This is a genomic window from Alteraquisediminimonas sediminicola (genome assembly GCF_019740335.1).
Lineage (GTDB): Bacteria > Pseudomonadota > Alphaproteobacteria > Sphingomonadales > Sphingomonadaceae > Alteraquisediminimonas > Alteraquisediminimonas sediminicola.
In genome coordinates, this window is sequence record NZ_JAHXZS010000002.1 from 22907 (window position 1) to 49066 (window position 26160).

A 26160-nucleotide genomic window follows, 5' to 3' on the forward strand; every position below is an offset into this window, starting at 1 on the left:
TCTCCTTATCGCGCGGTATAGCCGCCATCCACGGTCAACAACGCGCCATTGATGAACGCCGAGCGGTCGCACAACAGCCACAAGGCGGCTTCCGCCACATCCTCGGGCTTGCCGAACCGGCCAATCGAATGGCGCTCCGCCATCGGCGCCACCTGCGCCTCGAACGCCGGGTTCGCGAACAGTCGCTCTTCCACCATCGGGGTCAGGATCAACCCCGGCAGCAACGCATTAACCCGCACCTTCGTATAACGCGCCTCACAGGACGCCGCCCGGGTCAAGCCGATCACGCCATGTTTCGAGGCGACATAATCCGCCGCATGGGGTTGGCCGATAATGCCATCGCCCGACGACATATTGACAATGGCCCCGCCGTCTTGGGCCATGGCCCGGGTCTGATGACGCATGCATAAAAACACGCCGGTCAGATTGATGTCGATCACCCGCTGCCAATCCGGCGTGGATAGATCCGGCACCAATTGGTTCGACATCTCGACCCCGGCATTATTGAACGCCCCGTCCAGCCGCCCGAACCGGGCCACCACGGCATCCACAGCCGCGCTGACCTGTTCTTCTTGCGCGACATCGGCCTGGCAAAACAACGCCTCACCGCCCTGTTGTGCGATCAGCTCGGTCACTTCAGTACCGCTCGTCGCATCGCGCTCCATGATCCCGACACGCGCGCCTTCCCGCGCGAACAACAATGCCGCCGCACGCCCGATGCCCGAGCCTGCGCCCGTCACGATCACGACCTTGCCCGCCAGCATGCCCGATGATCCCGTCATGCGCCCGCGCCTCCCATGTGATCGATTAACATCGCCATCCCGTGGCCCGTATCAGCGCGCATGATGAATGGTTTGCGGCACGGTAAATTCGAGAATGCCGCTCAACCCCTGTTCAATCCCCAGCCCCGATTGCTTATGTCCCGCAAAAGCAGCGTAAGGGGTCAGTGCCTGCGCCGCATTGATCCAGACTGTGCCGGTTTCCAGCCGTGCCGCGATTTCCATCGCGCGGTCGTGATTGGTGGACCAGATCGAACCGCCCAGCCCCATGTCCACATCATTGGCCCGCGCAATCACCTCGTCGATATCGGTATAGCGCAGCAACGGCAGCACCGGCCCGAAAGCCTCTTCCTGCACCACGCGCGATGATTCCGGCGGATTGTCGATGATCGTCACCGGCACAAAGAAGCCCGGCCCCTGCACCTCGCCCCCGGTCAGAAAGCGTAAGCCTTGCGCCTTCGCATCCTCGACCAAGGATTTGACCCGTTCAAATTGCACCCGGTTCTGTATGGGGCCAAGCCGTGAAGCCGGGTCCGCGCCATTGCCCATCTGCACCTCCGCCGCGATCCGGGTCAGAGCCTTGGCAACATCGTCGTAAATGCTGTCATGGACATACATCCGCTTGGTGGCGACGCAGATCTGACCGCTATTCTTGAACGCCGCCCAGAACAAAGGCTCGGCAATCGCCTCGACATCGGCATCGTCCAGTACAATCGCCGCGTCATTGCCACCCAGTTCAAGCGTCAAACGCTTCAGATTGCCCGCCGCACTGGCCATCACCCGCCTGCCGGTCGCCGTTGATCCGGTGAAGCTGATCTTGTCGATGCCCGGATGCTCGGTCATCCACGGCCCCAACGCATCCCCGCCCGTCACCAGATTCAGCACGCCGGACGGCAAGATCGGCTGCAGCAATTCACCCAGTCGCAAGGTCGACAAAGGCGTAAACGGCGACGGCTTCAACACCATAGTGTTGCCGGTCAGCAAGGCTGGCCCGATTTTCCAAATCCCCAACACCACCGGGAAATTCCACGGCGTAATCGCGCCCACCACGCCCAATGGCACATGCCGGGTGATGCTGCGCTGGCCCGGCATCTCATCCGTCACCTCGACGGGCAGTTCCTGCTGGGCAACCTGCACGATCCACCATGAAGCGGCGTGAATTTCACCCAAGGCATCGGCGCGCGGCTTGCCCTGTTCCGTCATCAATATGTCCGCCAGTTCCTCGGCATTTTCGGCCAGCACCCGGCTGATCTCATGCAGCACCTGCTGACGTTCGGCATAGGGCGTGGCCCGCCATGCCGGAAAGGCTTTTCGTGCCGCCGCGACCGCCTCATCCAATTGCGCGCGCGTGCAATCCGGCACATGGCCGATCACCTGTTCTGTCGCGGGGTTGATCACGGCGATGGTCTGGGCGGATGTCACGCTTTTCCCATCAATCATCATCGGCAAATTCAGCAGCGTTCCCATATTGTCAGTCAATTTCGGCTCTCCAATAATGCAAGTGAATCCCAGTCGCGGACATGGGCGACATGGCGATCCAACATGGTCAAAAACATACGGTCACCGCGTTCAGTACGCTTGACCAGCATCGCCGCCCCCACCGCGACATTGATCCCGGCAAAGGCAAAATGGCGATAATCTTCGATCAGGTCACCCATATCATAACCCTGCACGCCTTGATGCAGCAGTTCTTGATGATAGGCTCCCAGCAACGACTTTTCATGGGCGCGGCGATCTTCGGGCGCAAATGCGCCGCCGATCAAATAGGCAATATCCACGGCATTATGGCCGAGCGCCGCCGATTGCCAATCCACCACTTTCAACCGATCCCCCGGCCCGAACAGCATATTATCGGGGCGATAATCATTATGCGTCACACAACGCGGACGATCGAGCGGACGGATATACGCATCGTACAAGCGCGCCAATTCTGCGCAGACATGCTGCTGCGTCTCAGACAACAGCCCGTCATAACGTTCACGGAATCCCGCCCATGCCGAACGGAACACATCCGCCGCGTAAAAGGGCTGGGCCAGCGGCCCGGATTCCAGCCATGCGAGATCGGGATTACTGCCCTGATCCCAAAATGCCGCATGCAATCGCGCCGCCTCAATCATCGCGCGCTCGGCATCACTGGGCGACATGCCCGCGATCTGGTCGCCGGGCTTGGCCGGGGCCAGATCTTCGAGCAGCAGCGCAAAGCTGCCATCCTCTGCCAACAATGTCCCATAGCAAAGCGGCACTGCGATCCGCGCCTTAAATGCTAGGTCACGATAGAAACGCACCTCGCGCTCATACAGCGACCATGTCGCGGCGATCAGGCGACTAGTCGGGTCATTTGTCGCGAATTTGCCGATGATCGTCGCCGGGCCTGCCGCGCTACCGGGCGCATAATCGAGCGCGAAACGGAAGGTATCACCAATCTGCCCCGCCCCGACAGGGCTCATCGTGAAAGCCGCCACTTCGACCGCCATGCCCGATTGCCGGATCACATCCGTCAACCATCGCGCATCAATCTGCGCAGGTGCGACCGTCGACACAGTCGGCATTCCATATTCTCCTCTCATCATACTCTGGCCGGTAGTTCCGGCTTATGTTGATCGCCATTTGGCATCCGCATTCAAAATCTGTCCAATCGGCCTTTTGCCGCGACCTATCAGCGGTACCGATCAATGCGCGGAACAAATCAATTGGTCCCAGACGCCATCACCACCACAATAATGTGCAGACCATCAGGAGAGAGCCAAGGCATGACCGCCCAACAACAAGAAAACGCACTGACATTATTGGCAAAAATTCAGACTGGCTCCATCGCCGATGCGCCCTTTACCGAGGATGCGATATGGTGGTGGAACGGTGGCCTGAGCTTCCCGATTGCCGCGTTCGACGCATTATTGGGCCAGCTTCATGCACAGACATTGGAGGGCATCGCCATCATACCCGGCCTGATCATGACGCAGGGCGATAGCCTCATGATCGAGGCCACCAGCGCTTCAGGGCTGAAGAACGGCAAGCAATATAACAACCGCTATATCTTCCTCATCCATTTTGACGGCGACCGCATCCGGGAGGTCCGGGAATATAGCGACACCGCCCATGTCATCGCGACCTTTGATATGGGCGCAGGCTGACCGCTCCCGGTCATTTCGACAGGACCGGCATTGCCTCATCAGCAGCGGGCGCTACCGCATTATCGCTCAAGCCCAGCATAGCTGCGCCAAGCTGTACCCGCGCAGCCTGCCACTCCTTAGCAAAGGCGAAAAACCGCTGCGCGGCGTGATTGGCGCTCGAACCCAGCGCCAATGAATAATCGAGATGGAAATCAAAACCCTCTACCGGCTTTAGAACCAGTCCCGATGGCGTCGGGAACCAGCCGATGCCAATCGCGCAGACATTGTGCCGTTGGGCGTAACGCTCGATCGCCAGCGCGTTGCTCTCTGCAAGGCTGATCGGCATCGCCCCGCTTTCCAGCAGGAAATTGGCCATCGGGTTCACGATCTGCTCGCCATGTTCAATCCCCAACATCGCAATCCGCCGCCCGCGCAAGGCATCGCGCGACACCACATCCATCAAGGCCAGATCGGAATCTTCCGGGACCAAAAGCCCGATTTGACGGCGGCGAAACACAATGCGTTGCAGCGTATCGGGATATTGGATTTCATTGACGATATGGCCGGGCGCGAGATAGCGATCCCTGACCTCTGCCAATGATGACGGCACGGCCAGCCCCAGCAACAAGGCCGCATCCAGCCGGTCATTCAACAAATCGGGGACATGGGCGGACTGAAGCCGATTATCAATCGCATAATGGATATTCGGCATCGCCGCGATAAAGGCATCGAGCAATTCGATCCGATCCGGGAAATCCATACTGTACATCGACGCGCCCAAGCGGAACCGCGTCTTGGAGGCATGTTGCATCGCCTCGGCCTCGTGCCGCACATCTTCTGCGCGCGCGAGCAGCGACTGCACCAAAGGCAGCAATCGCTCGCCCTGTTCGCTTAACGTCACCCGCCGCGATGTCCGGTGGAACAGCACGAACCCAAGCGCCTGCTCCAATTCCTTGATCTGGCCGGACACGGTGGGCTGCGTCAGATTCAACCGCTCCGCTGCCCGCGTCACCGAAGATTCGCATGCCACGGCATTGAATCCACGCAACAGTTTCAGATCCAGATGAAACATATCTCACTCCTATTTGGCCGACTTTGCCGGCTCTTGCGGAGGATCATAACCTATCCATCGCACTTCACTATCAATTTTTGCGATATCCCGATTGGACTTGCCACCAGCCTCGCCCCTAACCCCAAGGCGGGAAAGAGGAGAGCATAAAGTGCCGACAAAACTGGCAGACGATATCGATGAGATCATCACCGATCCCCGTACCTATGGGGATGAACATCTCTATCATCAGGCTTTTGCATCACTGCGCGCGCATGATCCCGTGCATTATTGCCAGCCCGCCAATTTTCGTCCCTTTTGGGCGATCACGCGCCATGCCGATATCATGCGCGTCGAATTGGATGCCGCCAATTTCCTCAATGGCCCGCGCCAGTTTCTCGTCACCATCGACGATGAAAATATGCTGGAGGCACAAACCGGCAGCAAGAATTTCGCGCGCAATCTGGTGGCGATGGATAATCCCGACCATCGCGCCTATCGCGCCCTGACCTCGGCCTGGTTCGGCCCGAAAATGATCGCCCAGCTGGAAGACAAGATCACCGAACTCGCCCGCGAAACGGTCGACCGCATGGTGGCGATGGGCGGGCAGTGCGATTTCGTCAACGATATCGCCGCATGGTATCCGCTACGCACGATCATGCTCGTCCTCGGCGTCCCACCGGAAGACGAACCGTTGATGCTGCGCCTGTCGCAAAAAGTCTTCGGCAGCACCGATAAGGACACCGGTGGCGGCGATGGCATGGCGTCCATGGTCGAGGCGTTTCAGGCGTTCAACGACTATTTCAGCGCGGTCACCGCCGACCGCCGCATCAACCCGCGCAATGATGTCGCCACCATTCTCTCGACCGCCACGATCAATGGCGAACCGATTGGCGATGATGAACGCAATGCCTATTATCTGATCGTCGCCGCCGCCGGACATGATACGACCAGCTCCGCCATTTCCGGCGGCTTGCTCGGCCTGTTGCGCAATCCCGACCAATTGGCGAAGCTGCGGGCAGACCCGGCATTGATGCCGATGGCGGTGGACGAATTCATCCGCTGGAGTTCGCCGGTCAAGCATTTCTTCCGCACCGCCGTTGCGGATTGCGAGATCGGCGGCAAGCAGATCAAGGCAGGCGACAGCCTGATGATGTGCTATCCTTCCGCCAATCGCGACGAGGCGGTGTTCGAGGACCCGTTCGCTTTCCGCGTCGACCGTTTCCCCAATAAGCATGTCGCCTTTGGCTATGGCCCGCATTTGTGCCTTGGCCAGCATCTCGCGAAGCTCGAAATGCGCATCCTGTTCAAGGAATTACTCGCCCGTATCGAGGACATCGAACTCGCGGGCAATCCGGCATGGGTCGAGGCGAATTTCGTATCCGGCCTCAAGGCCCTGCCCATCCGCTATCACGCTTAAGTCGAGACCATCATGCATCCATCCGTCCACGCGCTGACAACTCCCGACAAACCGGCCTATATCATGGCCGATACGGGGGAACAGGTCAGCTATGCCCAGCTTGAGGCGCGCTCCAATCAAGGTGCGCATCTGTTTCGGTCGATTGGCCTGCAACGCGGCGATGGAGTGGCGTTGCTATTGGGCAATAATGGCCGGTTTTTCGAAATCGTCTGGGCCGCGCAACGCGCAGGGCTATATTACACCTGTATCTCGACACGGCTGACCCCGGATGAAATCCTCTTCATCCTCGAAGACAGCCATTCAAAGGCGCTGATCACCTCTGAACCGCTGCCTGCTGCATGGATCGACGACATCGCAAAGCGCGGCATCACCTGTTTCCATCTGCATCCCGATACGTCATCCGCGCGTGATTATATCGCGGAACGCCGCCAGATGCCCGAAAGCCCGATTGCAGATGAAACGCCGGGCAATGACATGCTCTATTCTTCCGGCACGACCGGCAGGCCCAAGGGCATCCGCCCGCCTCTGCCGGAAGGGCCATTGGCGCAGACCAACCCGCTGACGGAATTGGGCCGCCAAAAATATGGCATGGATGAAAATAGCATCTTCCTGTCCGCCGCGCCCTTATATCATGCAGCCCCCTTACGCTGGTGCATGTCGATCCAGAAGCTGGGCGGCACGGTGATCGTGATGGACAAATATGATCCCGAATATGCGCTGTCGCTGATCGAGAAATATCGCGTCACCCATGCCCAATGGGTGCCGACGCACTTCATCCGGATGCTGAAGCTCGATCCTGAGGTTCGCGCGCGCTACGATATGTCGTCGCTCAAGACCGTGTTCCACGCCGCCGCCCCGTGCCCGGTCAAGGTCAAGCAGGAGATGATGGCATGGTGGGGTCCGATCATTCATGAATTTTACGGCGGGACCGAGGCCAATGGCCTGACGACGATCGGCCCGGATGAATGGCTGGTCCGTCCCGGTTCTGTCGGTCGCCCGATGTGGGGCAGCCCGCGCATCTGCGATGAAGAGGGCAACGCCCTGCCGCCGCGTTCGACCGGCCTGATCTATTTCGCGGACCCGGCACCCTTTGCCTATCACAATGACCCGGAGAAAACCGCCGCCGCCTATAATCAGCATGGCTGGAGCACGCTCGGCGATATCGGCTGGCTGGATGAAGAGGGCTATCTCTACCTCACCGACCGGCAGAGCTTCATGATCATCTCTGGCGGGGTCAATATCTACCCGCAGGAAATCGAGGACGTGATGATCCTCCACCCCAAGGTGGCGGACGTGGCCGTTGTCGGCGCGCCCGATCCCGAAATGGGCGAACGGGTCATCGCCGTGGTCCAACCGAGCGACCCGCATGAGGCTGGCCCTGCACTTGCAGAAGAACTGATGGAATGGCTTCGCCCCCGACTGGGCCGGATCAAGCATCCCAAGCAGATCGACTTTGATCCCGAACTACCGCGCACGCCCACCGGCAAGCTGTTCAAGCGGCTGGTGCGGGATCGTTATTGGAAATGAGCCATCCGCTATGAGTGACATCCGGCCCTTTATCGCCCCCGCCACCGACCAAGCGATCCTCGATCTGCGTCGCCGCTTGGAGGGCGCACGCTGGCCGGACCGGGAAACAGTCACCGACAGCGCACAAGGGCCGCAACTGGACAAGATGCAGCGGATTGCCGACCATTGGCAGCACCGCCATGATTGGCAGGCATGCGCCCGATGGCTGGAAAATGCAGGCCAGTTCATCACCGAAATCGACGGGCTGGACATTCATTTTCTCCACATCCGCTCGCATCACGAACATGCGTTGCCCTTGCTGCTGACCCATGGCTGGCCGGGGGCGATATTGGAATTTCGTCACGTCATCGCCCCCTTGATCGACCCGGAAAATCATGGCGGCACCGCCGACGATGCCTTCCACCTCGTCATCCCCTCGCTGCCGGGCTTTGGCTATTCGGGCAAGCCGGCCGCCCCCGGTTGGGGCGTCAAGCGCATTGCCGCCGCTTGGGAAGTCCTGATGGCACGGCTGGGCTATGATCATTATGTCGCCCAAGGCGGCGATTGGGGCGCGACGATCACCACCACATTGGGCATGCGCCGCGCACCGGCGCTGGCGGCAATCCATATCAACATGCCGCTGGTATTGCCCGACGATCTCTCCGGCCCGTTATCGTCAGAAGAACAGGCCATGCTGGATGCGATGATGGCCTATCAGGCGCATGAATCCGGCTATTCCACCCAACAGGCCACCCGCCCCCAGACCATCGGCTATGCGCTGGCAGATTCGCCGATTGGCCAATTGGCATGGATATATGAGAAATTCGCCAATTGGGCGGATTGCGGCGGCGATCCGGAAACGGTCATCGCGCTGGATGATATGCTGGACATCGTCACGCTCTATTGGCTGACCAACAGCGCCGCCTCTTCCGCGCGTATCTATTGGGAAAGTTTTGCCGATGGCTTTGGCGCGCGCCAGCTTGATCTGCCGGTAGGGTGCAGCATCTTCCCCGGCGAACTATATCGCGCACCGCGCAGTTGGGCCGAGCGCTGCATGTCGAACATCATCCATTGGCGTGAACTGCCGCGCGGGGGCCATTTTGCGGCTTTGGAACAACCAAGCCTGTTCGTGGGAGAAATGCGCGATTGCTTCCGGTCGATCCGCTGATCAGACTCCTAAGCCAGATAATGGCCTGAAACAGATGTTCGGCGCGGCCTCAACCGTGCGGCGACGATTGGCGATATGGCGTTTCGCCGCCGCCACCGCCGAATCCACATCGGCATGGAGGACCGCGCGAGCGATGTCCTGATAATCGATCATGTCCTCTGTCCCGGCATTCGGTTCGGCACCAATCGACATTTGGGCGCGCAGCAAATCTATCCGCGCGAACGGAATAATACCCGCAAGCTGACGATTATTGCTCAATTCAAAGATCGTCCAATAGAAGCGATGCCGCCACAGCAAGAAGCTCGCCGACCGCGCATCCGGCACGACATCACCCGCATCGGCCCCCGCCAGGAACGCCCGTTGTTCGGGGGTGATGGCTGCCACATTTTGCACCGACCGCTCGACCGCAAGGCAGATCAGCGGCCCCACCGCATCCAGTAGATCAAGCGCCGTCTGCCGGTCATACACATTCAGATAGGCGCCGCGATAACGGTCCAGCCGCACCACCCCATCCGCCGCCAGCCGATGCAACGCCGGGCGCAGCGAATGGCGACTGACACCGAAGCGAATGGATAGCTCGGCCTCCAGCAAATGCTGGCCCGGCACCATGATCCCGGACTGGATCGCCGCCATGATCGCATCGACCACCCCCGACGATACGCCGTCAGGGTGCTTCTTGATCTGTTCTGCATCATGAACGGCAAATCGTTGGCCCAGCATATCCCCTCCTCAAGGGCAAGCAGCGTTTAAATCGTAATCGGGACCTGCGTGGGCTGGCCTGTTGCCGCCGTTACCCCGCCATCCGCGACCACGATGCTTCCATGCATAAAGCTTGCGTCATCCGATGCAAGAAAAGCAATCACCCCGGCCATTTCTTCCGGCTGTCCGGCGCGTTGGGCCGGGATGCCCTGATGCCATTTTTCCAACAGACCCGGCACCGCTTCGAACGCCGAGGTCGCAGGCGTTTCAATCAGCCCCGGACATACAGCATTGATCCGCACATTCTGGCGGGCGTGATAGACCGCCATCGCCTTGGTCAGGTTGATGACCGCACCCTTTTGCGCGCAATAGGACGGATAAGCGCCATCCCCGGCGAGACCTGAAATCGACGCGACATTGATGATCGATCCGCCGCCGCGCTTGGCCATATGCGGGATCACTTCGCGACAGGTGAAAAACACGGAATCGATATTCACCGCCATGCTGCGCCGCCAATCCGCCGTGCTGTGATCCGGGATCAGATCGACCGCTGCCTTGGCCGCATTGTTCACGAGAATGTCGATATGACCCATGATGGCAATCGCATGTTCGAACAGCGCCTTGATGTCCTGCTCTTCACCGACATCCGCCCGCATGAAATGCGCCTTGGGGCTGTCCAGTAATTGCAGCGCCTTTTCCCCGGCTTCGATATTGGTGCCGCAGAATAGCACCTCCGCCCCTTCATCAAGGAAACGGCGCACCGTCGCCAGACCGATCCCGGCGGAACCACCCGTGACGATGCAGGTCTTGCCCTTAAAACGCTTAGTCATCACTCTCTCCTCAATCGTCATGCACGCAGCGGGCGTTAAAAATTGCCCGCGCTGATCTTGCGCCGTTCGGTCGATGCGCGCAATTCGGCCCAGATATGCGCCTCGATCTGCCGCGCCACCGGGCTATCCGCATCTTCGACGGCTGCGTGCAGCGTAATCAGCGCCTGACGCAACCGCGCGTTCAGGGCGCTGAGCGCATGGACGCGCAGATCGGCCAGCGGGTTATCGAACGGCCCGTCATAAGGACCGAAACCCGATGCCGCGCCCAGCGCCAGAATCTGCAACAGGCTCGTATTTTCCGCGACCAGATCGGATGCGGCCTTGTCCCAATGCTCGGCCATCATGCCGATCATGGCGGCGCTCATCGCGACATTATTCGCCTCAAAACCCGTAAGCCTCGGCACCACATCGCGGGACATCCGCTCGGCCACATCTTTGGCGACTTCGACAATGTTCGGAATCATAATTTCCCCATCAGTTCGAGGATGGCACGGTCCTGCGTGTTGCGCAGCCACCAACTCGCATAAGCATAGATCACATCGCGGTTCTGGTTTCTGTGCCAGATCGCCCCGCACGTATCCCAGATCGCCTGTCCCTTGATGCAGGCGAACAGTTCCCACCAATGCAGCGCTTTTTCGTCGACCTTGATCCCGCTTGTTTCTTCCCAATGGGCAATCGCCTGTGCGCGGGAGACAAGACCACCGCGACGATCATCCTTGCCGAAACAGAATGCGCGATTGAGGCTCCATGCCAGATCTTCCAACGGATCGCCGACATGGGCCATTTCCCAGTCCAGCACCGCGATCAGATCGCCATCGTCATTATAGAGGAAGTTCCCGGCGCGCAGATCGCCATGGACCATCGCCAGCTTCGTCGCCACCGGCTGCCAGCGGCGCAGGTGACGGATCGCGGCGGCGCAAATCGGCTCCGGCTCGACCGTGTTCTTTTCCAGCTTTTCAACCCAATTATCCAGCTCCTGCAGCGCCGTCGTCTCCCGCGTGGTGGCGGGCATGAAGCTGAGATCTAGCTTCGCCACATCGACTGCCGCGAGATCGCCCATGCAATTATAGAATTGCTTGGCGACATGCGGCAGCTTGGGCAGCCATGCGGCCTCCTGAAACTGATATTCGCTATTGTGGAACCCGCGCATATCCTCGGCAATCGAGATCGCGCCACCGAAATGCGCGGCGTCATTTTCCAGCAACAGCATTTTCGGCACCGGCACCCCATGGCCGTAAATCGCCTGATAGGACAGGAATTCATGCTGGCGGTCGGAATCGACATTACTGGCGGGCGGATCGCGCCGCAGGATCATCTTTTCAGTCTGCGACTGACCTGCGCCATCTTGATAGACAAGATCAAAGCGAAACGTCTCGCGCGATGCGCCAAGCGGCAGGCGATACAGGCCTTCCACCTTGAGGTCGTTTTTCTCCGGAAATTTCTGCCGAAGATAAGCCCCCAGATTGTCGTCGGTAATGGGTTGCATCATGCAATCATGCCCTTAGTTGTCATTATCATTTAAATGGCTTTCGATCATCGTCGGCTCAGTCCGGCTTGATCAGAATCTTGATATTTTCACCGCCCGAAATGAGCGCATCAAACGCGCCCGCCACCCCGGCGAAATTGGTGACGCCGGTCACCATCGATGCCAGCCGGTCCGGGTCCTGCTTGATCATCTCCAGCGCATCGACAAATTCCTGCGCGTCATAGGCAAAGACATATTTGATCGTCAGGCCCTTTTGCAGCAGGAACGCCGGTTCAATCGGATCGGTTTCCATGCAATTGCCGACGGTCACGATGGTACTTGATACCGGCGCGCCACCGGCAATCGCCATCAACATGCCCGGCTTGCCGACACAGTCGAAAATGATCGAACGGGTGCGATTTTTAGGGTCCATCGCCCGTTCGATGGAATCGGACAGGCCGAGATACAGCCCCTGCCCCTCCCACCAGCGCGCGGCATCGGGGTCCGCCGGGGCCATGACTGCATCCGCGCCCATTTGCTCCGCCATTTTCCGCCGCGCCGCATTGGGCTCAATCGCCAAGATCGGCCCAAGGCCAAGCGCCCGCAACCGGGCAATGATGAACAGGCCTACCGGGCCGCAGCCAATGACCGAAAACGCGCAACTCTGATCCGGCTGGCTCTGCGCCACCGCATGCACCGCGACCGCCAGCGGTTCGCACAATGCCCCTACTTCGGTAGAGACATGGTCCGGCACGGCAAAAGTCAGGTCCGACTGCAACAGCATCTCTTCGGCAAATGCGCCGTTAAAGCGATTGGAATAGCCGATCAATTCCAGCCCTTCAGGCCCGGACACAAAGGGCAAAGACACCACGCGCTGGCCGCGCGCAAACGGGCTACCCGCATCCGCCTCCAGCACTTCGCAGACAAATTCATGGCCCATGACCGCAGGCTGGGAGGGGTTCATGAAACCACGGAAACCCGCACGATGAAGCAGGTCGCACAAATGATCGACATTATCGCGGGCGTGCAGGTCGCTACCGCATATCCCGCAGACCAAAGGCCGCGCCAAAATCTGCCCCGCCGCCCGTGTCGGCGCGGCCATATCGACCACCGAAAGTCGCCCGGATTCGAGAGCTACAGCCTTCATCACATCCACCCGCCATCAAATTAACTGATCGCAACGGGTACCCCCCCCCATGTCTGGCGAGTAGTGACGTGAATCCGTCAACGGGCCATTTTCAGCCTTATTTCGCCATCCATTTGGCCAGTATATCCGCGCCATTGGGCAGGGTCGAACGGATCGCCCCCGGCGTGCGCGACAGGCGCGGTGCGGGTGCTGCCTGCAACAGGCCATCATGTTCGACATAGGTCTGCCGCGCCGCCAGATGCGGATGATGGGCCGCCTCCTGCAAGGTCACAACCGGCGCAAAACAGGCATCGGTCCCTTCCAGCAGATCGCACCATTCTTGCGCCGGGCGGGTCCGGAACAAGGCGGCAAGGCATTGCGCGCCATCCTCCCATTGGGCGGCATCATTCTGCTGCGCCAATAAGCTGTCGGGCGCGCCGATCCGGTCGATCAGTTCGCGATAGAAATGCGGTTCAATCGGCCCGATCGCAATTTCCCGGCCATCGGCACAGATATAACAACGGTAAAAAGGCGCCGCGCCGCCCAATAAATTGCGGTCGCGTTCGACCGAAATCCCGCCGGAGGGCAGCATCCCGGCAAACATCGTCATCAATGAAGACACGCCATCGACAATCGCCGCATCGACCACCTGCCCCTTGCCGGAGCGTTCCCGCTCCCACAATGCCGTCATGATCCCCAAGGCGAGGAACATCGACCCGCCACCGAAATCACCGACAAGATTGAGCGGCGGCGTTGCCGGTGCGCCGGGCGCGCCCATCGCGGCCAAGGCCCCGGTAATGGCGATATAATTGATGTCATGGCCCGCGGCTTTCGCCAACGGACCCGTCTGGCCCCAGCCCGTCATCCGGCCATAGACCAGACGCGGATTACGCGCGCATAGCAATTCGGGACCAAGGCCCAGCCGCTCCATCACGCCGGGGCGATAGCCCTCGATCAGCACATCGGCATGTGTCGCCGCTTCGATGCAGGTGTCGCGCCCTTGTTCGCTGCGAATATCAAGCGTGATCGTCGAACGGCCCCGATCCATGATAGGATTGTCCCAGCCATTGCCGCCCGCGCGGTCGATCCGCACGACCTCCGCGCCAAGGTCCGCCAACAGCATCGCGCAATGCGGCCCCGGCCCAATGCTCGCGAATTCCAGCACGCGCAAACCCGCGAGCGGCCCTGCCGAAATTGTGTCGCCAGTGCCGCCCGCATCACTCATGTTTATTTACCCTGCCATTTCGGCGCGCGCTTTTCGGCAAAGGCCGCCGGCCCTTCGACCGCATCGGCGGACGCCAGCATCGCCTGCATCGCCGGATATGCCCATTCATCTACCAATGCCTGTTCCACCGGCACCGTCAGGCCCTTCAACACCGCCTCTTTGGTCGCCTGCACGGATAAGGGGCTGCACGCGAGAATATCGACGGCCCAGCGCTTGGCCGCATCCAGCACATTGCCCGTGGCCACTTCATTGACGAAGCCCAGTTGATAGCCCTCCTGCGCCGTGACGCGACGGCCCGTCAACATCATGCCCATCGCCCGCTTCAAGCCGATTTCGCGCGGCAAGCGCTGAATACCACCCGCCAGCGCCGCCAGCCCGACCCGAGGTTCCGGCAAAGCGAACAGCGCATTTTCCGACGCCACCACAATATCGCTGGCCAGCACGATTTCAAAACCGCCGCCCATCGCCACGCCATTGACCGCCGCGATCACCGGCTTGTTCATATCGAACCGCCCCGTCAGCCCGGCAAAACCGGTCTCCGGCACGACCATGCCGCCGCCTGCCGCCTGTTGTTTCAGGTCATGCCCGGCACAAAACGCCTTTTCCCCGGTCGCCGTGATGATCGCGACCCATTGATCGGGATCGGCTGCGAAGCGATCGAACGCATTTTCCAATTCGACATGCGCGCGCGCATTCAGGGCGTTATGCGCCTCTGGCCGATTGATCGTGATGATCGCGAGCGCGCCTTCGACCTCATAATTGATATATTCGTACGACATGCTGCTCCCCCTTACTTAATGCACGAATCCCGCCAGCCGTCCGCGAATAATCGCCTCGGCATCCCGCACCATCCGTTCGACCAGCACCTTGCACGTCGGAATATCATGGATCAGGCCCTGAATCTGCCCGGCCCAGACCAGCCCCGCATCGAGATTGCCGGTTTCCAGGGCCTCGCGCCCCTTGGCCCCGCCGACCAATGGGCGGATGTCTTCAAACACAGCGCCATCGCGATTGGAAATTTCGACCACCTGATCCGATACGCTGCTTTTTGCGACCCGGCCCGTATTGTGGAATTTACGGAAAATGAGGTTGGTCGCGCGTTCGTCATTATCGACGATGAACTGCTTCACATTCTGATGGATCGGCGCTTCGACCGTGGCGCAGAAACGCGTGCCCATGTTGACGCCCTCGGCCCCCAATGCCAGCGCCGCCGCCAGACCCCGGCCATCGCCGATACCGCCACTCGCCAGCATCGGGATTTTGACCTTATCGGCCGCCGCCGGGATCAGGATCAGGCCGGGGATATCGTCCTCGCCCGGATGGCCCGCGCATTCGAACCCATCGATCGAGATCACATCCACGCCCATGCGCTCCGCCGACAGGGCATGGCGAACGGCGGTGCATTTGTGCAGCACAATAATGCCATGGGATTTGAAGTCATCGACATGTTCTTGCGGCTTATGTCCGGCAGTCTCCACGATCTTGACGCCGCTCTCGATGATCGCCTTGCGATATTCGGCATAAGGCGGCGGCGAGACGGACGGAAGGATCGTCAAATTCACGCCGAACGGCTTGTCTGTCATCGCCCGGCAACGGTCGATCTCGCGGCGCAGGTCATCCGGCGTCGGCTGGGTCAGCGCGGTCAAGATGCCAAGCCCGCCCGCATTGGATACAGCGCTGGCCAGTTCGGCGCGCCCGACCCACATCATCCCACCCTGGACAATCGGATGCTCGATCCCGAGCAATTCAGTGATACGTGTCTTGATCGCCATTACAACGCCTCCAAAATAGTTACATTGGCAATGCCGCCGCCTTCGCACATGGTCTGCAGGCCATAACGCTTACCCCGCGCGCGCAGCGCATGGATCAAGGTCGACATCAAACGCGTGCCCGATGCGCCCAGCGGATGGCCCAGCGCAATCGCACCGCCATTGACGTTGAGCTTGTCCGGATCGGCATCCAGCGCCTGCAACCATGCAAGCGGCACCGAGGCAAAGGCTTCATTGACCTCATACAGATCAATATCGGAAAGCCGCATCCCGGCCCGTTCCAGCGCGCGGCGGGTGGCGGGGATCGGTTCTTCGAGCATGATGACCGGATCACCCGCCGTCACCGTCATATTGACGATCCGCGCAATCGGGGTCAGGCCATGTTCTTTCAACGCGCGTTCGCTCACGATCAACGTGGCCGACGCGCCGTCGCAAATCTGGCTGGCATTGGCCGCCGAAATAACGCCGCCTTCCTGCAACAGCTTGACCGACGAAATGCCTTCCAGCGTGGCGCCGTGACGGATGCCCTCGTCGCTGTCATGCATGCCCTCGAAAACAGCCAGCGGCACGATTTCCCGCTTGAACGCCCCGGCCAATGTCGCCGCCGCCGCGCGCTGATGGCTCAGCAGCGCAAAGCGATCGAGCGTATCGCGGTCAAAGCCATATTTGCGCGCAATCGCCTCCGCGCCATCGAACTGGCTGAACGCCTGCACGCCATAACGCTGCTTGATATGGTCGCTCAACGGACCAACGCCGATCCCGGCCTGTGCATGCAGCGAAGCATTGCTGAACATCGGCACGCGGGTCATGCTTTCGGCCCCGGCGGCGATCACGATATCCTGCGTGCCGGACATCACCGCCTGCGCCGCGAACTGCACCGCCTGTTGCGAGCTGCCGCATTGCCGGTCGATGGTAACCGCAGGCACGCTTTCCGGCAGATTGGAAGCCAAGACGGCATTGCGCGCAAAGGCAAAGGACTGTTCGCCCGCCTGTGTGACGCAACCAAGGATCACATCATCGATCCGGGCCGGATCGATGCCGGAACGATCCACCACGGCATTCAGCACCGACGCGCCAAGATCGGCAGGATGCCAATCGGCCAATTTACCTGCACGCTTGCCACCCGCGGTACGCACCGCCTCAACGATATAAGCTTCAGCCATGATAGATCATTCCTTCAATTCGAACACACAGGACGCTTAGACGGCCTCACCGATTATTTCGGCGCCATGCGGATCGCGCCGTCGAGGCGAATGGTTTCACCGTTCAGCATCGGATTATTGACGATGCTTTCGACCATCTGGGCATATTCATCTGGCTGGCCCAAACGGCTGGGGAACGGCACCTGCTTGCCAAGCGAGTCCTGCGCGTCTTGCGGCAGGCTTGCGAGCAATGGCGTCAAGAAAAGGCCCGGGGCAATCGTCATCACGCGAATGCCATAACGCGCAAATTCACGCGCAATCGGCAGGGTCATGCCGACCACGCCACCCTTGGATGCGGCATATGCCGCCTGACCGATCTGCCCGTCAAAGGCCGCAACGCTCGCGGTATTGACGATCACGCCGCGTTCTTCGCCAACCAGATCGGCATCATGGATGCGGGCGGCAAATTTCGACAGCACGTTAAAGCTACCGATCAGGTTGATGTTGATGATCTTGGTAAAATCCTTGAGCGGGATCGCGCTGCCGTCACGATTGATGACCTTGGCAGGCGGGCCGATCCCGGCGCAATTGACGAGGATGCGGGCCTTGCCATGCAGACCTTCCGCCTCGGCAATCGCGGCTTCCACCGCCGCTTCATCCGTCACGTCGAGCGCAATCGCATGGCCGCCGATGGTCGCCGCATGGGCCTTGGCCAGATCCGCATTCAAATCGAAAATCGTGACCTTCGCCCCAGCCTTGGCGAGACGCGCCGCCGTCGCGCCACCAAGGCCAGACGCCCCACCGGTTACGATGGCTGCAACTCCATTGATATTCATATGGCTAACCTTTCCTTAAAACCCATTATAAAAACTGGAAAATTTTTCTGTCGCATCGCCTGTGGCGTGAAGAATCACCTCTAACAAAACCGAAACGACAAATATCTACTGGTGAGTACAATCACATTCGCACAGTTTAAAGTCAACCGTCCCCACAACATATTCAGGGCATGTTCCATCACAGCTTGCGCCCAATCAGTTCCTTCATGATTTCGCTCGTCCCGCCAAAAATCCGGGTCACGCGCGACGCCCGCCACGCCCGGGCAATCGGATATTCATTCATATAGCCCGCCCCGCCATGGAGTTGCAGGCATTTGTCCATGATCTCCCATTGCGTCTCGCTATGCCAAAGCTTCGCAGCCGCACCCTCTTCCGGGGTCAATTCACCGGCACAATGGCGGTTGAGCGCCCAATCGAGATGCGCCCAGCCGATCTGCAATTTGGCCTTCAAATCGGCCAGCGTGAAACGCGTGTTCTGGAAATCGAGGATCGGCTTGCCAAAGGCGTTGCGGGTGCGGGTAAATTCGACCGTATCGTCAAATGCCTTTTGGGCAGATGCCTGCGCTTGAATCGCGATGGACAGCCGCTCCTGCGGTAGTTCGCTCATCAAATAGACAAAACCCTGCCCCTCTTGCCCCAGACAATTGGATAATGGCACGCGGACATCATGGAAAAAGAGTTCGGACGTATCCGCCTCGTCCTGCCCGATCTTGTCGAGATTGCGCCCGCGCTGGAAACCTTCGCGGTCCGCTTCCACCAGCAGTATCGACATGCCTTTCCAGCGCGGTTCAATCTCCACATCCGTCCGGCAGCATAGAAGGATCAAATCCGCCGTCTGGCCATTGGTGATATAGGTCTTGGACCCGTTGATGACATAATGATCGCCGTCTTTCAGCGCGGTCGTTCGCATCCCTTGCAAATCGGACCCCGTGCCGGGTTCGGTCATGGCAATCGCCGTCACCAATTCGCCGGACACCATTTTCGGCAACCAGCGCTGCTTTTGCGCCTCACTGCCATATTGCACCAGATAATTGGCGACGATATCCGACTGCAACGCAAAGCCGGTCGCAACCCCGCCCGTATAAACCGACTCTTCGCTCACAATCGCATTATAGCGGAAATCCAGCCCTAGACCGCCATAGGCCTCTGGCACGGTCGGGCAGAGCAAGCCGAATGCGCCTGCCTTAACCCAGACATCATGCGGCACCACGCCCTGTTCAGCCCATTTCGCCTGATGGGGCGCAATTTCGCGCGCCATGAACAGACGAACGGTCTGGCGGAAGGCCTCATGATCCTTGTTATAGGCAACCCGCGGGATGTGATCGAGCGACATGTTCATTCCCCATTTCGGCAATAATTATACCCATAAGTTTGTATATTACTCATTAGTAGATTGCAATCTTCCTAGTTTAATGCCAATAAAAGCGTCAGGTCCATTCAAGCAAAGGTCATCCGTGGAAAAAGCTCGTTCTCCGTTCAAAACCGCGTTGCAAAAGCAAGAAGAGCGCGAAGAAAAACGTATGGCGCTGCTCCATGCGGCGGCAGAAATGTTCAATGCCCAAGGGTTTCACGCCACCTCACTGGACGATGTCGCCGCCAGCCTCGGCATCTCGAAACCGACGATCTATCACTATCTCGGCAATAAAGAGCAGGTGCTGTTTGAATGCCTGACCATCGGCCTTGATCAATTATTTACCGCCGCCGATAAGGCCCGCACTGAAATCGGCACGGGCATGGACCGGCTTCGCATCTTCCTGACCAATTATTTCTTTATCAACATTGATGATTTTGGACGCTGCGTCATCCTTTCTGGTGATGATACCTTGTCTTCGGAAGGGGTGAAAAACCTGCGCGCCATGAAACGCCGGGTTGATACTGCGCTACGCGCACTGATCATCGAGGGCATCGACGATGGCTCCATCACGGCAGTTGATCCCAAGATCACCGCCTTCACCCTTGCCGGCGCGATGGCATGGCCCGCGCGCTGGTACAGCAAGAGCGGTCCAACACCGCCCGACGCCATGGCCGCGCAGATCGTTGACAGCCTGATGATGGGCCTCGCGCCACGCTGATCACGGTAGCAACACCGCTTTGATGCAATCGCCGCGCGCCTGTGCGGCAACTGCCTCGTTGATCTGATCGAGCGGATAGGTCGCGATCAGGCGATCGAACGGGAAACGACCGGCGCGATAGAGATCGATCAGTTCAAGGATGAACCCGTCCATATCGGTATCGCCCTCGATAATGCCGATGATCCGATGGCCATAGGTAATCAACGCCGCTAGGTTGATCGACACCGCGCTATCCGGGCGCGGCGGTACGCCGACCAGCCCCAGTAAGCCATGGCTGGCAAGCGATGCCAGCGCCGTTTCGACCACCTGTTCGCGCCCACTCGTTTCCAATGCAAAGTCGACACCATCGGGCAGGATCGCCCGGATCGCCTGCCCCACATCGCCTGTCGCCGGATCGATCACATGGGTCGCGCCCAATTCCAGCGCCATTTCGCGCCGCGCCGCCACCGGCTCCACCAAGATGATCGTGCCACAGCCCTGCACCACCGCCCCCATCACGGCGGCCAGCCCCACCGGACCACCACCGAAAATGGCGAGGGAACTACCCGCAGAACAGGCCATAGACCGCATCACGCCGCCTGCGCCCGTTTGCAGGCCGCACGCCAGCGGCCCCAATATCTCCAGCCGCAGGCCGGTGGGATCGACCTTCACAACATTGCGCTCGGCGGCAATCGCATAGGTCGCGAATGATGACTGGCCAAAGAAATGGGACGAAATGCGCGCATTATCCTGATGCAGCGCGCTGGTCCCATCCGCGCGACAGCCCGCATAGTTCAGGACCGGAAATTCGCGGCAATAAGACGGCAGATGGTCCGCGCAGCGCGGACATGCGCCGCAACTGCTGAACCCGATGATGACGGCATCGCCCGGCTTTACTTTGGTGACATCCGCGCCCACCGCCTCGACCACGCCCGCGCCTTCATGGCCGAGCACGGCAGGCAAGGGGATCGGAATGAACTGATCGCGGGCGACAAGGTCGGTATGGCACAGGCCGACCCCGGCAATCCTGACCCGCACCTCATTTGGTCCCGGCGCATCGATCTGCACTGTTTCAATCGCGAAGTCCTGATGCGCGCCCCGCGCAATGGCGGCGGTGATATCCATGATCCTGTCCCCTTGCCTTGCCCGATTTAAATAGCGGTATAGCCGCCATCGGCGATGAATTCCGCGCCGGTCACAAAAGATGCGGCATCCCCCGCGAGATAGGCCACCAGCGGCGCAATATCCCCCGGTTCGCCCAATCGCCCGATCGGCATCAACGACGACCATGCGGCCAGCCCCTCTTCCGGGGTCATCAACCGGCCATCGGCATGGCGGGGCGGTTCCCAATCCGCGCCTAAATTGGTCGCAACCGGCCCCGGCATCACGACATTGACCCGGATCTTGCGCTTCACCAATTCATTGGCGACGGCCTTGCTCAATGCCCGGACCGCGCCCTTGGTCGCGCTATAGGCCGCGAACTGCGCCCCGGCGACCTTGCCATAGATCGAGGAAATATTGACGATGGAGCATGTCCCCGCCCCCTTCGCAATCGATGCTTCCATCAGCGGAACAGCACCCTGCATCCCGATATAGATGCTGTCGACATTGATCCGTTGCTGCTTGCGCAAGATATCGATCGGCGCGTCCATAAACGGCTTGGACATCATGATCCCGGCATTGTTGACGAGAATATCGAGATGGCCGAACCGCGCCGCGATCTCGGCATAAACCGACGCCCAGTCACCCGTCTCCGCCACATCATGGGCAAGCGACAACACATTCGCGCCCAACTCCGACGCCGTCGCCTGCGCCGCAGCAATATTGATATCGGTCGCGATGACCTGCGCGCCAAGGGCGTGCAATTGACGCGCCACTTGTTTACCGATCCCGGAACCGGCCCCCGTCACCAGCGCGATCTTGCCGTCCAGCGCATAGATATTGCTCATCCCCGCACTCCTCATTTTTTTCTGCTTATATGTTAGATGCTTCAAATCGTTCGGTGCCCGCTAAAGCAGGCATCCACGCCATGGCGGTCCCGCAATAGGCCTCCTGTGTCGGCGTCAGGCGCGATGCCTGATCCAGCGTCCCGACCTTGATGATGGTCACGCCCGCAAAGGCTTCGGCGACAGAGATGATCGGCGAACCGCATTGGCCGCAAAAATGGCGATCCACGGCCTTGCCGCTATCCCCGATATCCGTGAAAATGCGGGTCTCCCCGGTCTGGGCATAGGCGCTGTCCGGCACGACCGCGACCACGGAAAACGCACCGCCGCTATGTTTCTGGCAATGGGTGCAATGGCAGACCGCCGTCAACAACGGGTCGCCCTCAAAGCGATACCGCACCGCGCCGCATAAACATCCGCCCGTATAAGGGGCAGCCTTGTCGTTGCTCATCCTATATCCCTCATTTTTTTACGAAAATCACTGGGGGTAGTGGCGGCATATTGCCGGAATGCGCGGGTGAAATGGCTCTGGCTCGCAAAGCCGACGGACTCCGCAATCGCCGCAAGGGACAGCCCCGTATGCGACAGCATTTCCTTGGCGCGGTCCAGCCGTTTACGCATGATATATTTGTGCGGCGGGATACCAATCGCCTGACGAAAGACCCTGCAAAAATGCGATGGGCTGACCCCTGCCGTTTCCGCCATATTTTCCAGACTGTGATGGGCATTGGGGCGCCGGTCGATTTCTCCCATGATCTGGTGCAGCCGATAGGCGGAAAATGTGGAGGTCGGCACATCGTCGACCGGCGCCGATGCAGTCCCGCGCAGGATATGCGCTTTCAACGCATTGACCAGCGCCCCGATATATTCGGTGCGATCATCCGCAGGTGGGGCGTAGAGTTCGGCGATCACCTGACGGCTCAAGGCCACGCCCAATGGATCGGCAAAGGCAAATTTCATCCGGCGAAACTGCTCATCCGCCGATGCCGCGCGCAGCATATCCGACGAGAGGCTGAGCGTCACCACATCCAGCTCGCCATCCACCAGCCAGCCGGTCTGCTGGCCAGCCGGGACAATGGTCGAACAGCCGGGCATCGAGCTCGCATCGCTCCACCCATCCTTGTCCCAGATTTTCACCTGCGGCTTGCCCGCGATATGCACGGTGAAGACCGGGTCCGGCAGCGCAGGCAAGCTATAGGAACCTACGAACTGCCGCCAACGCGACAAATGCCAGCCGCCATCCTTGCTCCCGATCTGAATATCCGGGGCACGGCCCAAAGCATCGGCAATAATGTCTTCATTGGTCATTGCATCGGACATGGCATGCCTCTTTCGAATGTCATGCCGGGACCATTTTCACGTCCAGATTTTTCAAGCCATTGATAAAATTCGACCTGAACCGGCGCGGCGTCCCCGTGATTTCGAAGCGCTGAACATAGGGCAGCAGCCGCCCGAACACCACGCGCAACTGCATCTCGGCAAGCCGCGAGCCCACGCACACATGCTGACCACTGCCAAAGCCCAAATGCTGGATATTGCCGCGGCTGATATCGAAGCGATCCGCATCCGGAAAAATATCTTCGTCGCGATTGCCGGAGATGTACCACATCACGACTTTCTGCCCCTTGGCAATCTTTTGGCCCCGGATTTCCGTGTCCGCCGTTGCGGTGCGCCGCATATGCATGACCGGGCTGGCATAACGCACCATTTCCCGCACCGCCGTATTAAGCAACTCCGGCTTGGCCCGCAGAAGATCCCATTGATCCGGGTTGGCGGCAAAGGCGGCAATCGTATGGCTGATCGAATTACGCGTCGTCTCATTCGCGCCGACCAATGCCAGCACCATATTGCCGAGAAATTCCTTATAGTCGACCAGCTTGCCGTTGATCTCCGCATTCGCGAACAAGGTGGCGAGATCATTGCCGGGATTGGCCCGGCGATCGTTGAACAACTCTTGCGCAAAGGCAAAAAACGCGCCGAAAATGGCCGCGACCTTTTCAGGCGACTGGCGGAAATCCGGGTCATCCTCGCCCACGAATGCATTGGTCCATTCGTATAAGGATTCCCACATATCGGACGGCAGGTCGAACAATTCGCACAGGGTCAACAGCGGCAAGGGCGCAGACAACAACGGCACGATATCCACCGTTTCCCCTAAAGGCACTTTGTCCAGCAACATGGCGCAGCGCTGCTGCACCCGCTCTTCAATCCCGGCCAGCCGTCCCGGCGCAACCGCCGGCATCACGACTTTGCGATATTGGGTATGGACCGGCGGATCGATCGAGATGAACGGAATGCCGATGGCCGATTGCCCCGATCCGGTCAGACCGATTTCATTTTCGTTAAAAATCCGATGGCCGCCATTCTCATGGGCCGACGAGAACAACAAGGGCTGGCGCGACACTTCGACGATATCGTCATATTTGGTCAGCGACCAAAAGCCCGGTCCGTCATCTTCCGGATTCCAATAGACGGGATCGGATTTGCGAAGCGCGGCAAAGACTTCATATGGCGCATGATCGACGTACAGGTCGCTATCACGCAGATCGGGGGTGTTGGCATTTCCTGCGCCCATGTCGTCATCCTCTCCAAACAGGATTTCAGCTTGATAGGCGCTTGTTGACGCACCTTTATCCATAAGACTTAGCCGTAATATAGCCCTATGGCTTTACATGGAATTGATACCGTTTTTGACATTTCTTGCGCCCCACCGGCGCAGCACAGATTGTTGGGCGCACACGCAATCAAGGGGCATCTCTTGATCGAGACGCCCCCTCATCGACCTCAACCCTTCACAGGGTCGAGAAAGCCAGTCAAACCATAACGCTGGTGTGGGCCGGTGATATATTGTTCAAACGCCCCCACGCCCACCTTGTCGCCACAGGTCGCGCGGACGACATGCTGGACATGGAGATATTGCGGCGCGTTCACATCGAGATCGTTGATGTTCCAGCTTTCCAGCGTATGTGCTTCCTCCCCCTTGAAGAAGCCATGCCCCCATGTCGGATGGTTATAGCCGGTACCGATCATGTGATAGCGCAACATCGGCTCCAGCACGAAGGTTTCCTTGCGGCCATCCTTGTAGATCGTATCGATTTCCGAACGTCCCAACATGCGCGTACCGGGCACGAAGGTGAGGCGATGCTCCCCACAAATGACCTCTTCCACCTCATGCTCCGCGAGCGTGTCGAAATTCGACTTGATCGGATGGGTCGGGAAAATCTGGGCGAATTCTTTCCAGCGCTTGCCATCGCCATATTCATGCTGGCCCCAATGGGTGCAGCGATCCTGCCAATGCAGCGGCGCCCATAGCCAGAAAAACTGTTCCGGCTGATCGCGCGAAATACCGGCCTCCGGCTCGCCCGTCCAACGCCAGCCCCAGGAACGATCCTTGGTGCCATAGGTCGTGTCGGCGTTGATTTCCTGGCGGCGTCCATTGACGGTGATATGGCCCGACCATTTACCGAACTGGCTGAAACGCTTCATCTGCGCCACAGTGCGCACGCCCTGTTTCATATGATCCGCAGGCTCTTCATGGGCGACCGTATTAGCGTGGAAGGTCAGATCGCAGGTAAAGCCGGTATCATTTTCTTCCACCACGACCCGCACTGTGCTCATCGGCTCGACGATCTCATGGCGCATCGGCCCGGCATACATTTCGGTCCGATCGCCGCGCAGACGGCGCGAGGCGCGGAAGCTGTCCTGCGTCCCGTCCTTGCGCACGATCGAGACCGCGCCATCCATCACTTCGCGATTGGGATACATGGCAAAGGCAATGCCGAAATAGAATTCGCCATCGAAATCATAGCCATTATACCAATAACGGGCATAGGCATTGCGATCGCTGGTGGCGAGGTAAGACAGCGGCTCCGCCGTTTGATGAAGCGGGTAATCGTCATATTTAATGAGCATCTCAGGTCCTCGTCTCTGTTCAAAAGGGCGCGGGCTATGGTCTGCGCCAATCTCAATCCATCACAAGGCGTAACCCCGGTGAGATGGCGTGGCTATGGACAGAAATCCGTCTATAGCCATGCCATCCG

General features: G+C 59.4%; 26 protein-coding genes. 5 read left to right on the plus strand and 21 right to left on the minus strand.

What is annotated here, in order from left to right; translation table 11 throughout:
* Positions 1–5: 5 nt before the first annotated feature.
* From K6117_RS06155 to K6117_RS06165, 3 genes are read right to left on the minus strand one after another with little or no spacing between them, the layout of a single operon-like run.
* Positions 6–782: an SDR family NAD(P)-dependent oxidoreductase gene (locus K6117_RS06155; RefSeq protein WP_221793005.1), complete on the minus strand. Its 777-nt coding sequence runs from the start codon at positions 780–782 to the stop codon at positions 6–8.
* Positions 783–833: 51 nt separating this feature from the next.
* Positions 834–2258, minus strand: a complete 1425-nt coding sequence (locus K6117_RS06160; protein WP_343211749.1) for an aldehyde dehydrogenase family protein — start codon at positions 2256–2258, stop codon at positions 834–836.
* On the minus strand, positions 2255–3328 hold the full coding sequence (locus K6117_RS06165) for a phosphotransferase (protein ID WP_221793007.1): 1074 nt from the start codon (positions 3326–3328) through the stop codon (positions 2255–2257). The genes K6117_RS06160 and K6117_RS06165 overlap by 4 nt, the downstream gene beginning before the upstream one ends.
* A 201-nt stretch (positions 3329–3529) precedes the next feature.
* Here K6117_RS06165 and K6117_RS06170 point away from each other — a divergent pair, with 201 nt between their 5' ends.
* Positions 3530–3910 carry a nuclear transport factor 2 family protein gene (locus K6117_RS06170; protein ID WP_221793009.1) on the plus strand — a complete coding sequence of 127 codons (381 nt, stop codon included), beginning with the start codon at positions 3530–3532 and terminating at the stop codon, positions 3908–3910.
* 10 nt (positions 3911–3920) lie between these two features.
* Here K6117_RS06170 and K6117_RS06175 read toward each other — a convergent pair whose 3' ends face one another.
* Positions 3921–4961 (minus strand): LysR family transcriptional regulator, encoded by a 1041-nt coding sequence (locus tag K6117_RS06175; protein WP_221793011.1) that lies wholly within the window; start codon positions 4959–4961, stop codon positions 3921–3923.
* A gap of 148 nt (positions 4962–5109) precedes the next feature.
* Here K6117_RS06175 and K6117_RS06180 point away from each other — a divergent pair, with 148 nt between their 5' ends.
* The 3 genes from K6117_RS06180 to K6117_RS06190 are packed head-to-tail and all read left to right on the plus strand — an operon-like array spanning position 5110 to position 9031.
* On the plus strand, positions 5110–6357 hold the full coding sequence (locus tag K6117_RS06180) for a cytochrome P450 (protein ID WP_221793012.1): 1248 nt from the start codon (positions 5110–5112) through the stop codon (positions 6355–6357).
* A gap of 12 nt (positions 6358–6369) precedes the next feature.
* On the plus strand, positions 6370–7884 hold the full coding sequence (locus tag K6117_RS06185; RefSeq protein ID WP_221793014.1) for an acyl-CoA synthetase: 1515 nt from the start codon (positions 6370–6372) through the stop codon (positions 7882–7884).
* Between the two features lie 10 nt (positions 7885–7894).
* Positions 7895–9031: an epoxide hydrolase family protein gene (locus tag K6117_RS06190; protein ID WP_221793015.1), complete on the plus strand. Its 1137-nt coding sequence runs from the start codon at positions 7895–7897 to the stop codon at positions 9029–9031.
* On the opposite strand, the gene K6117_RS06195 is transcribed toward K6117_RS06190, so the two are convergent.
* The 11 genes from K6117_RS06195 to K6117_RS06245 all read right to left on the minus strand — a co-directional run bounded on the left by K6117_RS06195 (position 9032) and on the right by K6117_RS06245 (position 19456).
* Entirely contained in the window at positions 9032–9751 is a 720-nt protein-coding gene (locus K6117_RS06195) for a GntR family transcriptional regulator (protein WP_221793017.1), read from the minus strand.
* A gap of 26 nt (positions 9752–9777) precedes the next feature.
* Positions 9778–10560, minus strand: coding sequence for a meso-2,3-butanediol dehydrogenase (gene budC / locus K6117_RS06200; RefSeq protein WP_221793019.1), 783 nt, complete (start codon positions 10558–10560; stop codon positions 9778–9780).
* Between the two features lie 35 nt (positions 10561–10595).
* Entirely contained in the window at positions 10596–11024 is a 429-nt protein-coding gene (locus tag K6117_RS06205; protein WP_221793021.1) for a hypothetical protein, read from the minus strand.
* Positions 11021–12049: a phosphotransferase family protein gene (locus K6117_RS06210; protein WP_221793023.1), complete on the minus strand. Its 1029-nt coding sequence runs from the start codon at positions 12047–12049 to the stop codon at positions 11021–11023. Before K6117_RS06210 ends, K6117_RS06205 begins: the two co-directional genes overlap by 4 nt.
* A 55-nt stretch (positions 12050–12104) precedes the next feature.
* Entirely contained in the window at positions 12105–13172 is a 1068-nt protein-coding gene (locus tag K6117_RS06215) for a zinc-binding dehydrogenase (RefSeq protein WP_221793025.1), read from the minus strand.
* A gap of 97 nt (positions 13173–13269) precedes the next feature.
* Complete coding sequence (locus tag K6117_RS06220; RefSeq protein WP_221793027.1) at positions 13270–14376, minus strand: CaiB/BaiF CoA transferase family protein; 1107 nt, start codon at positions 14374–14376, stop codon at positions 13270–13272.
* A gap of 2 nt (positions 14377–14378) precedes the next feature.
* Entirely contained in the window at positions 14379–15155 is a 777-nt protein-coding gene (locus K6117_RS06225) for an enoyl-CoA hydratase-related protein (protein ID WP_221793029.1), read from the minus strand.
* 15 nt (positions 15156–15170) lie between these two features.
* Positions 15171–16148, minus strand: a complete 978-nt coding sequence (locus K6117_RS06230) for an NAD(P)H-dependent flavin oxidoreductase (protein ID WP_221793031.1) — start codon at positions 16146–16148, stop codon at positions 15171–15173.
* A complete protein-coding gene (locus K6117_RS06235) occupies positions 16148–17308 on the minus strand; it encodes an acetyl-CoA C-acetyltransferase (RefSeq protein WP_221793033.1) in 1161 nt (386 codons plus the stop codon). Before K6117_RS06235 ends, K6117_RS06230 begins: the two co-directional genes overlap by 1 nt.
* A 53-nt stretch (positions 17309–17361) precedes the next feature.
* A complete protein-coding gene (locus K6117_RS06240; RefSeq protein WP_221793035.1) occupies positions 17362–18123 on the minus strand; it encodes an SDR family NAD(P)-dependent oxidoreductase in 762 nt (253 codons plus the stop codon).
* A gap of 178 nt (positions 18124–18301) precedes the next feature.
* Complete coding sequence (locus K6117_RS06245; RefSeq protein ID WP_221793038.1) at positions 18302–19456, minus strand: acyl-CoA dehydrogenase family protein; 1155 nt, start codon at positions 19454–19456, stop codon at positions 18302–18304.
* A gap of 79 nt (positions 19457–19535) precedes the next feature.
* On the opposite strand from K6117_RS06245, the gene K6117_RS06250 reads away from it, so the two are divergent.
* A complete protein-coding gene (locus K6117_RS06250; protein ID WP_221793687.1) occupies positions 19536–20195 on the plus strand; it encodes a TetR/AcrR family transcriptional regulator in 660 nt (219 codons plus the stop codon).
* Here K6117_RS06250 and K6117_RS06255 read toward each other — a convergent pair whose 3' ends face one another.
* The 6 genes from K6117_RS06255 to K6117_RS06280 form a co-directional block, all read right to left on the minus strand.
* Positions 20196–21299: an NAD(P)-dependent alcohol dehydrogenase gene (locus K6117_RS06255; RefSeq protein ID WP_221793040.1), complete on the minus strand. Its 1104-nt coding sequence runs from the start codon at positions 21297–21299 to the stop codon at positions 20196–20198.
* Between the two features lie 26 nt (positions 21300–21325).
* Positions 21326–22123 carry an SDR family NAD(P)-dependent oxidoreductase gene (locus K6117_RS06260; RefSeq protein WP_221793042.1) on the minus strand — a complete coding sequence of 266 codons (798 nt, stop codon included), beginning with the start codon at positions 22121–22123 and terminating at the stop codon, positions 21326–21328.
* 25 nt (positions 22124–22148) lie between these two features.
* Positions 22149–22571, minus strand: a complete 423-nt coding sequence (locus K6117_RS06265; protein ID WP_221793044.1) for a GFA family protein — start codon at positions 22569–22571, stop codon at positions 22149–22151.
* Entirely contained in the window at positions 22568–23440 is an 873-nt protein-coding gene (locus K6117_RS06270) for an AraC family transcriptional regulator (RefSeq protein WP_221793047.1), read from the minus strand. Before K6117_RS06270 ends, K6117_RS06265 begins: the two co-directional genes overlap by 4 nt.
* A 19-nt stretch (positions 23441–23459) precedes the next feature.
* Positions 23460–24758: a cytochrome P450 gene (locus K6117_RS06275; RefSeq protein WP_246604912.1), complete on the minus strand. Its 1299-nt coding sequence runs from the start codon at positions 24756–24758 to the stop codon at positions 23460–23462.
* A gap of 146 nt (positions 24759–24904) precedes the next feature.
* Positions 24905–26032: an Rv3169 family protein gene (locus tag K6117_RS06280; protein ID WP_221793049.1), complete on the minus strand. Its 1128-nt coding sequence runs from the start codon at positions 26030–26032 to the stop codon at positions 24905–24907.
* Between the last annotated feature and the right edge of the window lie 128 nt (positions 26033–26160).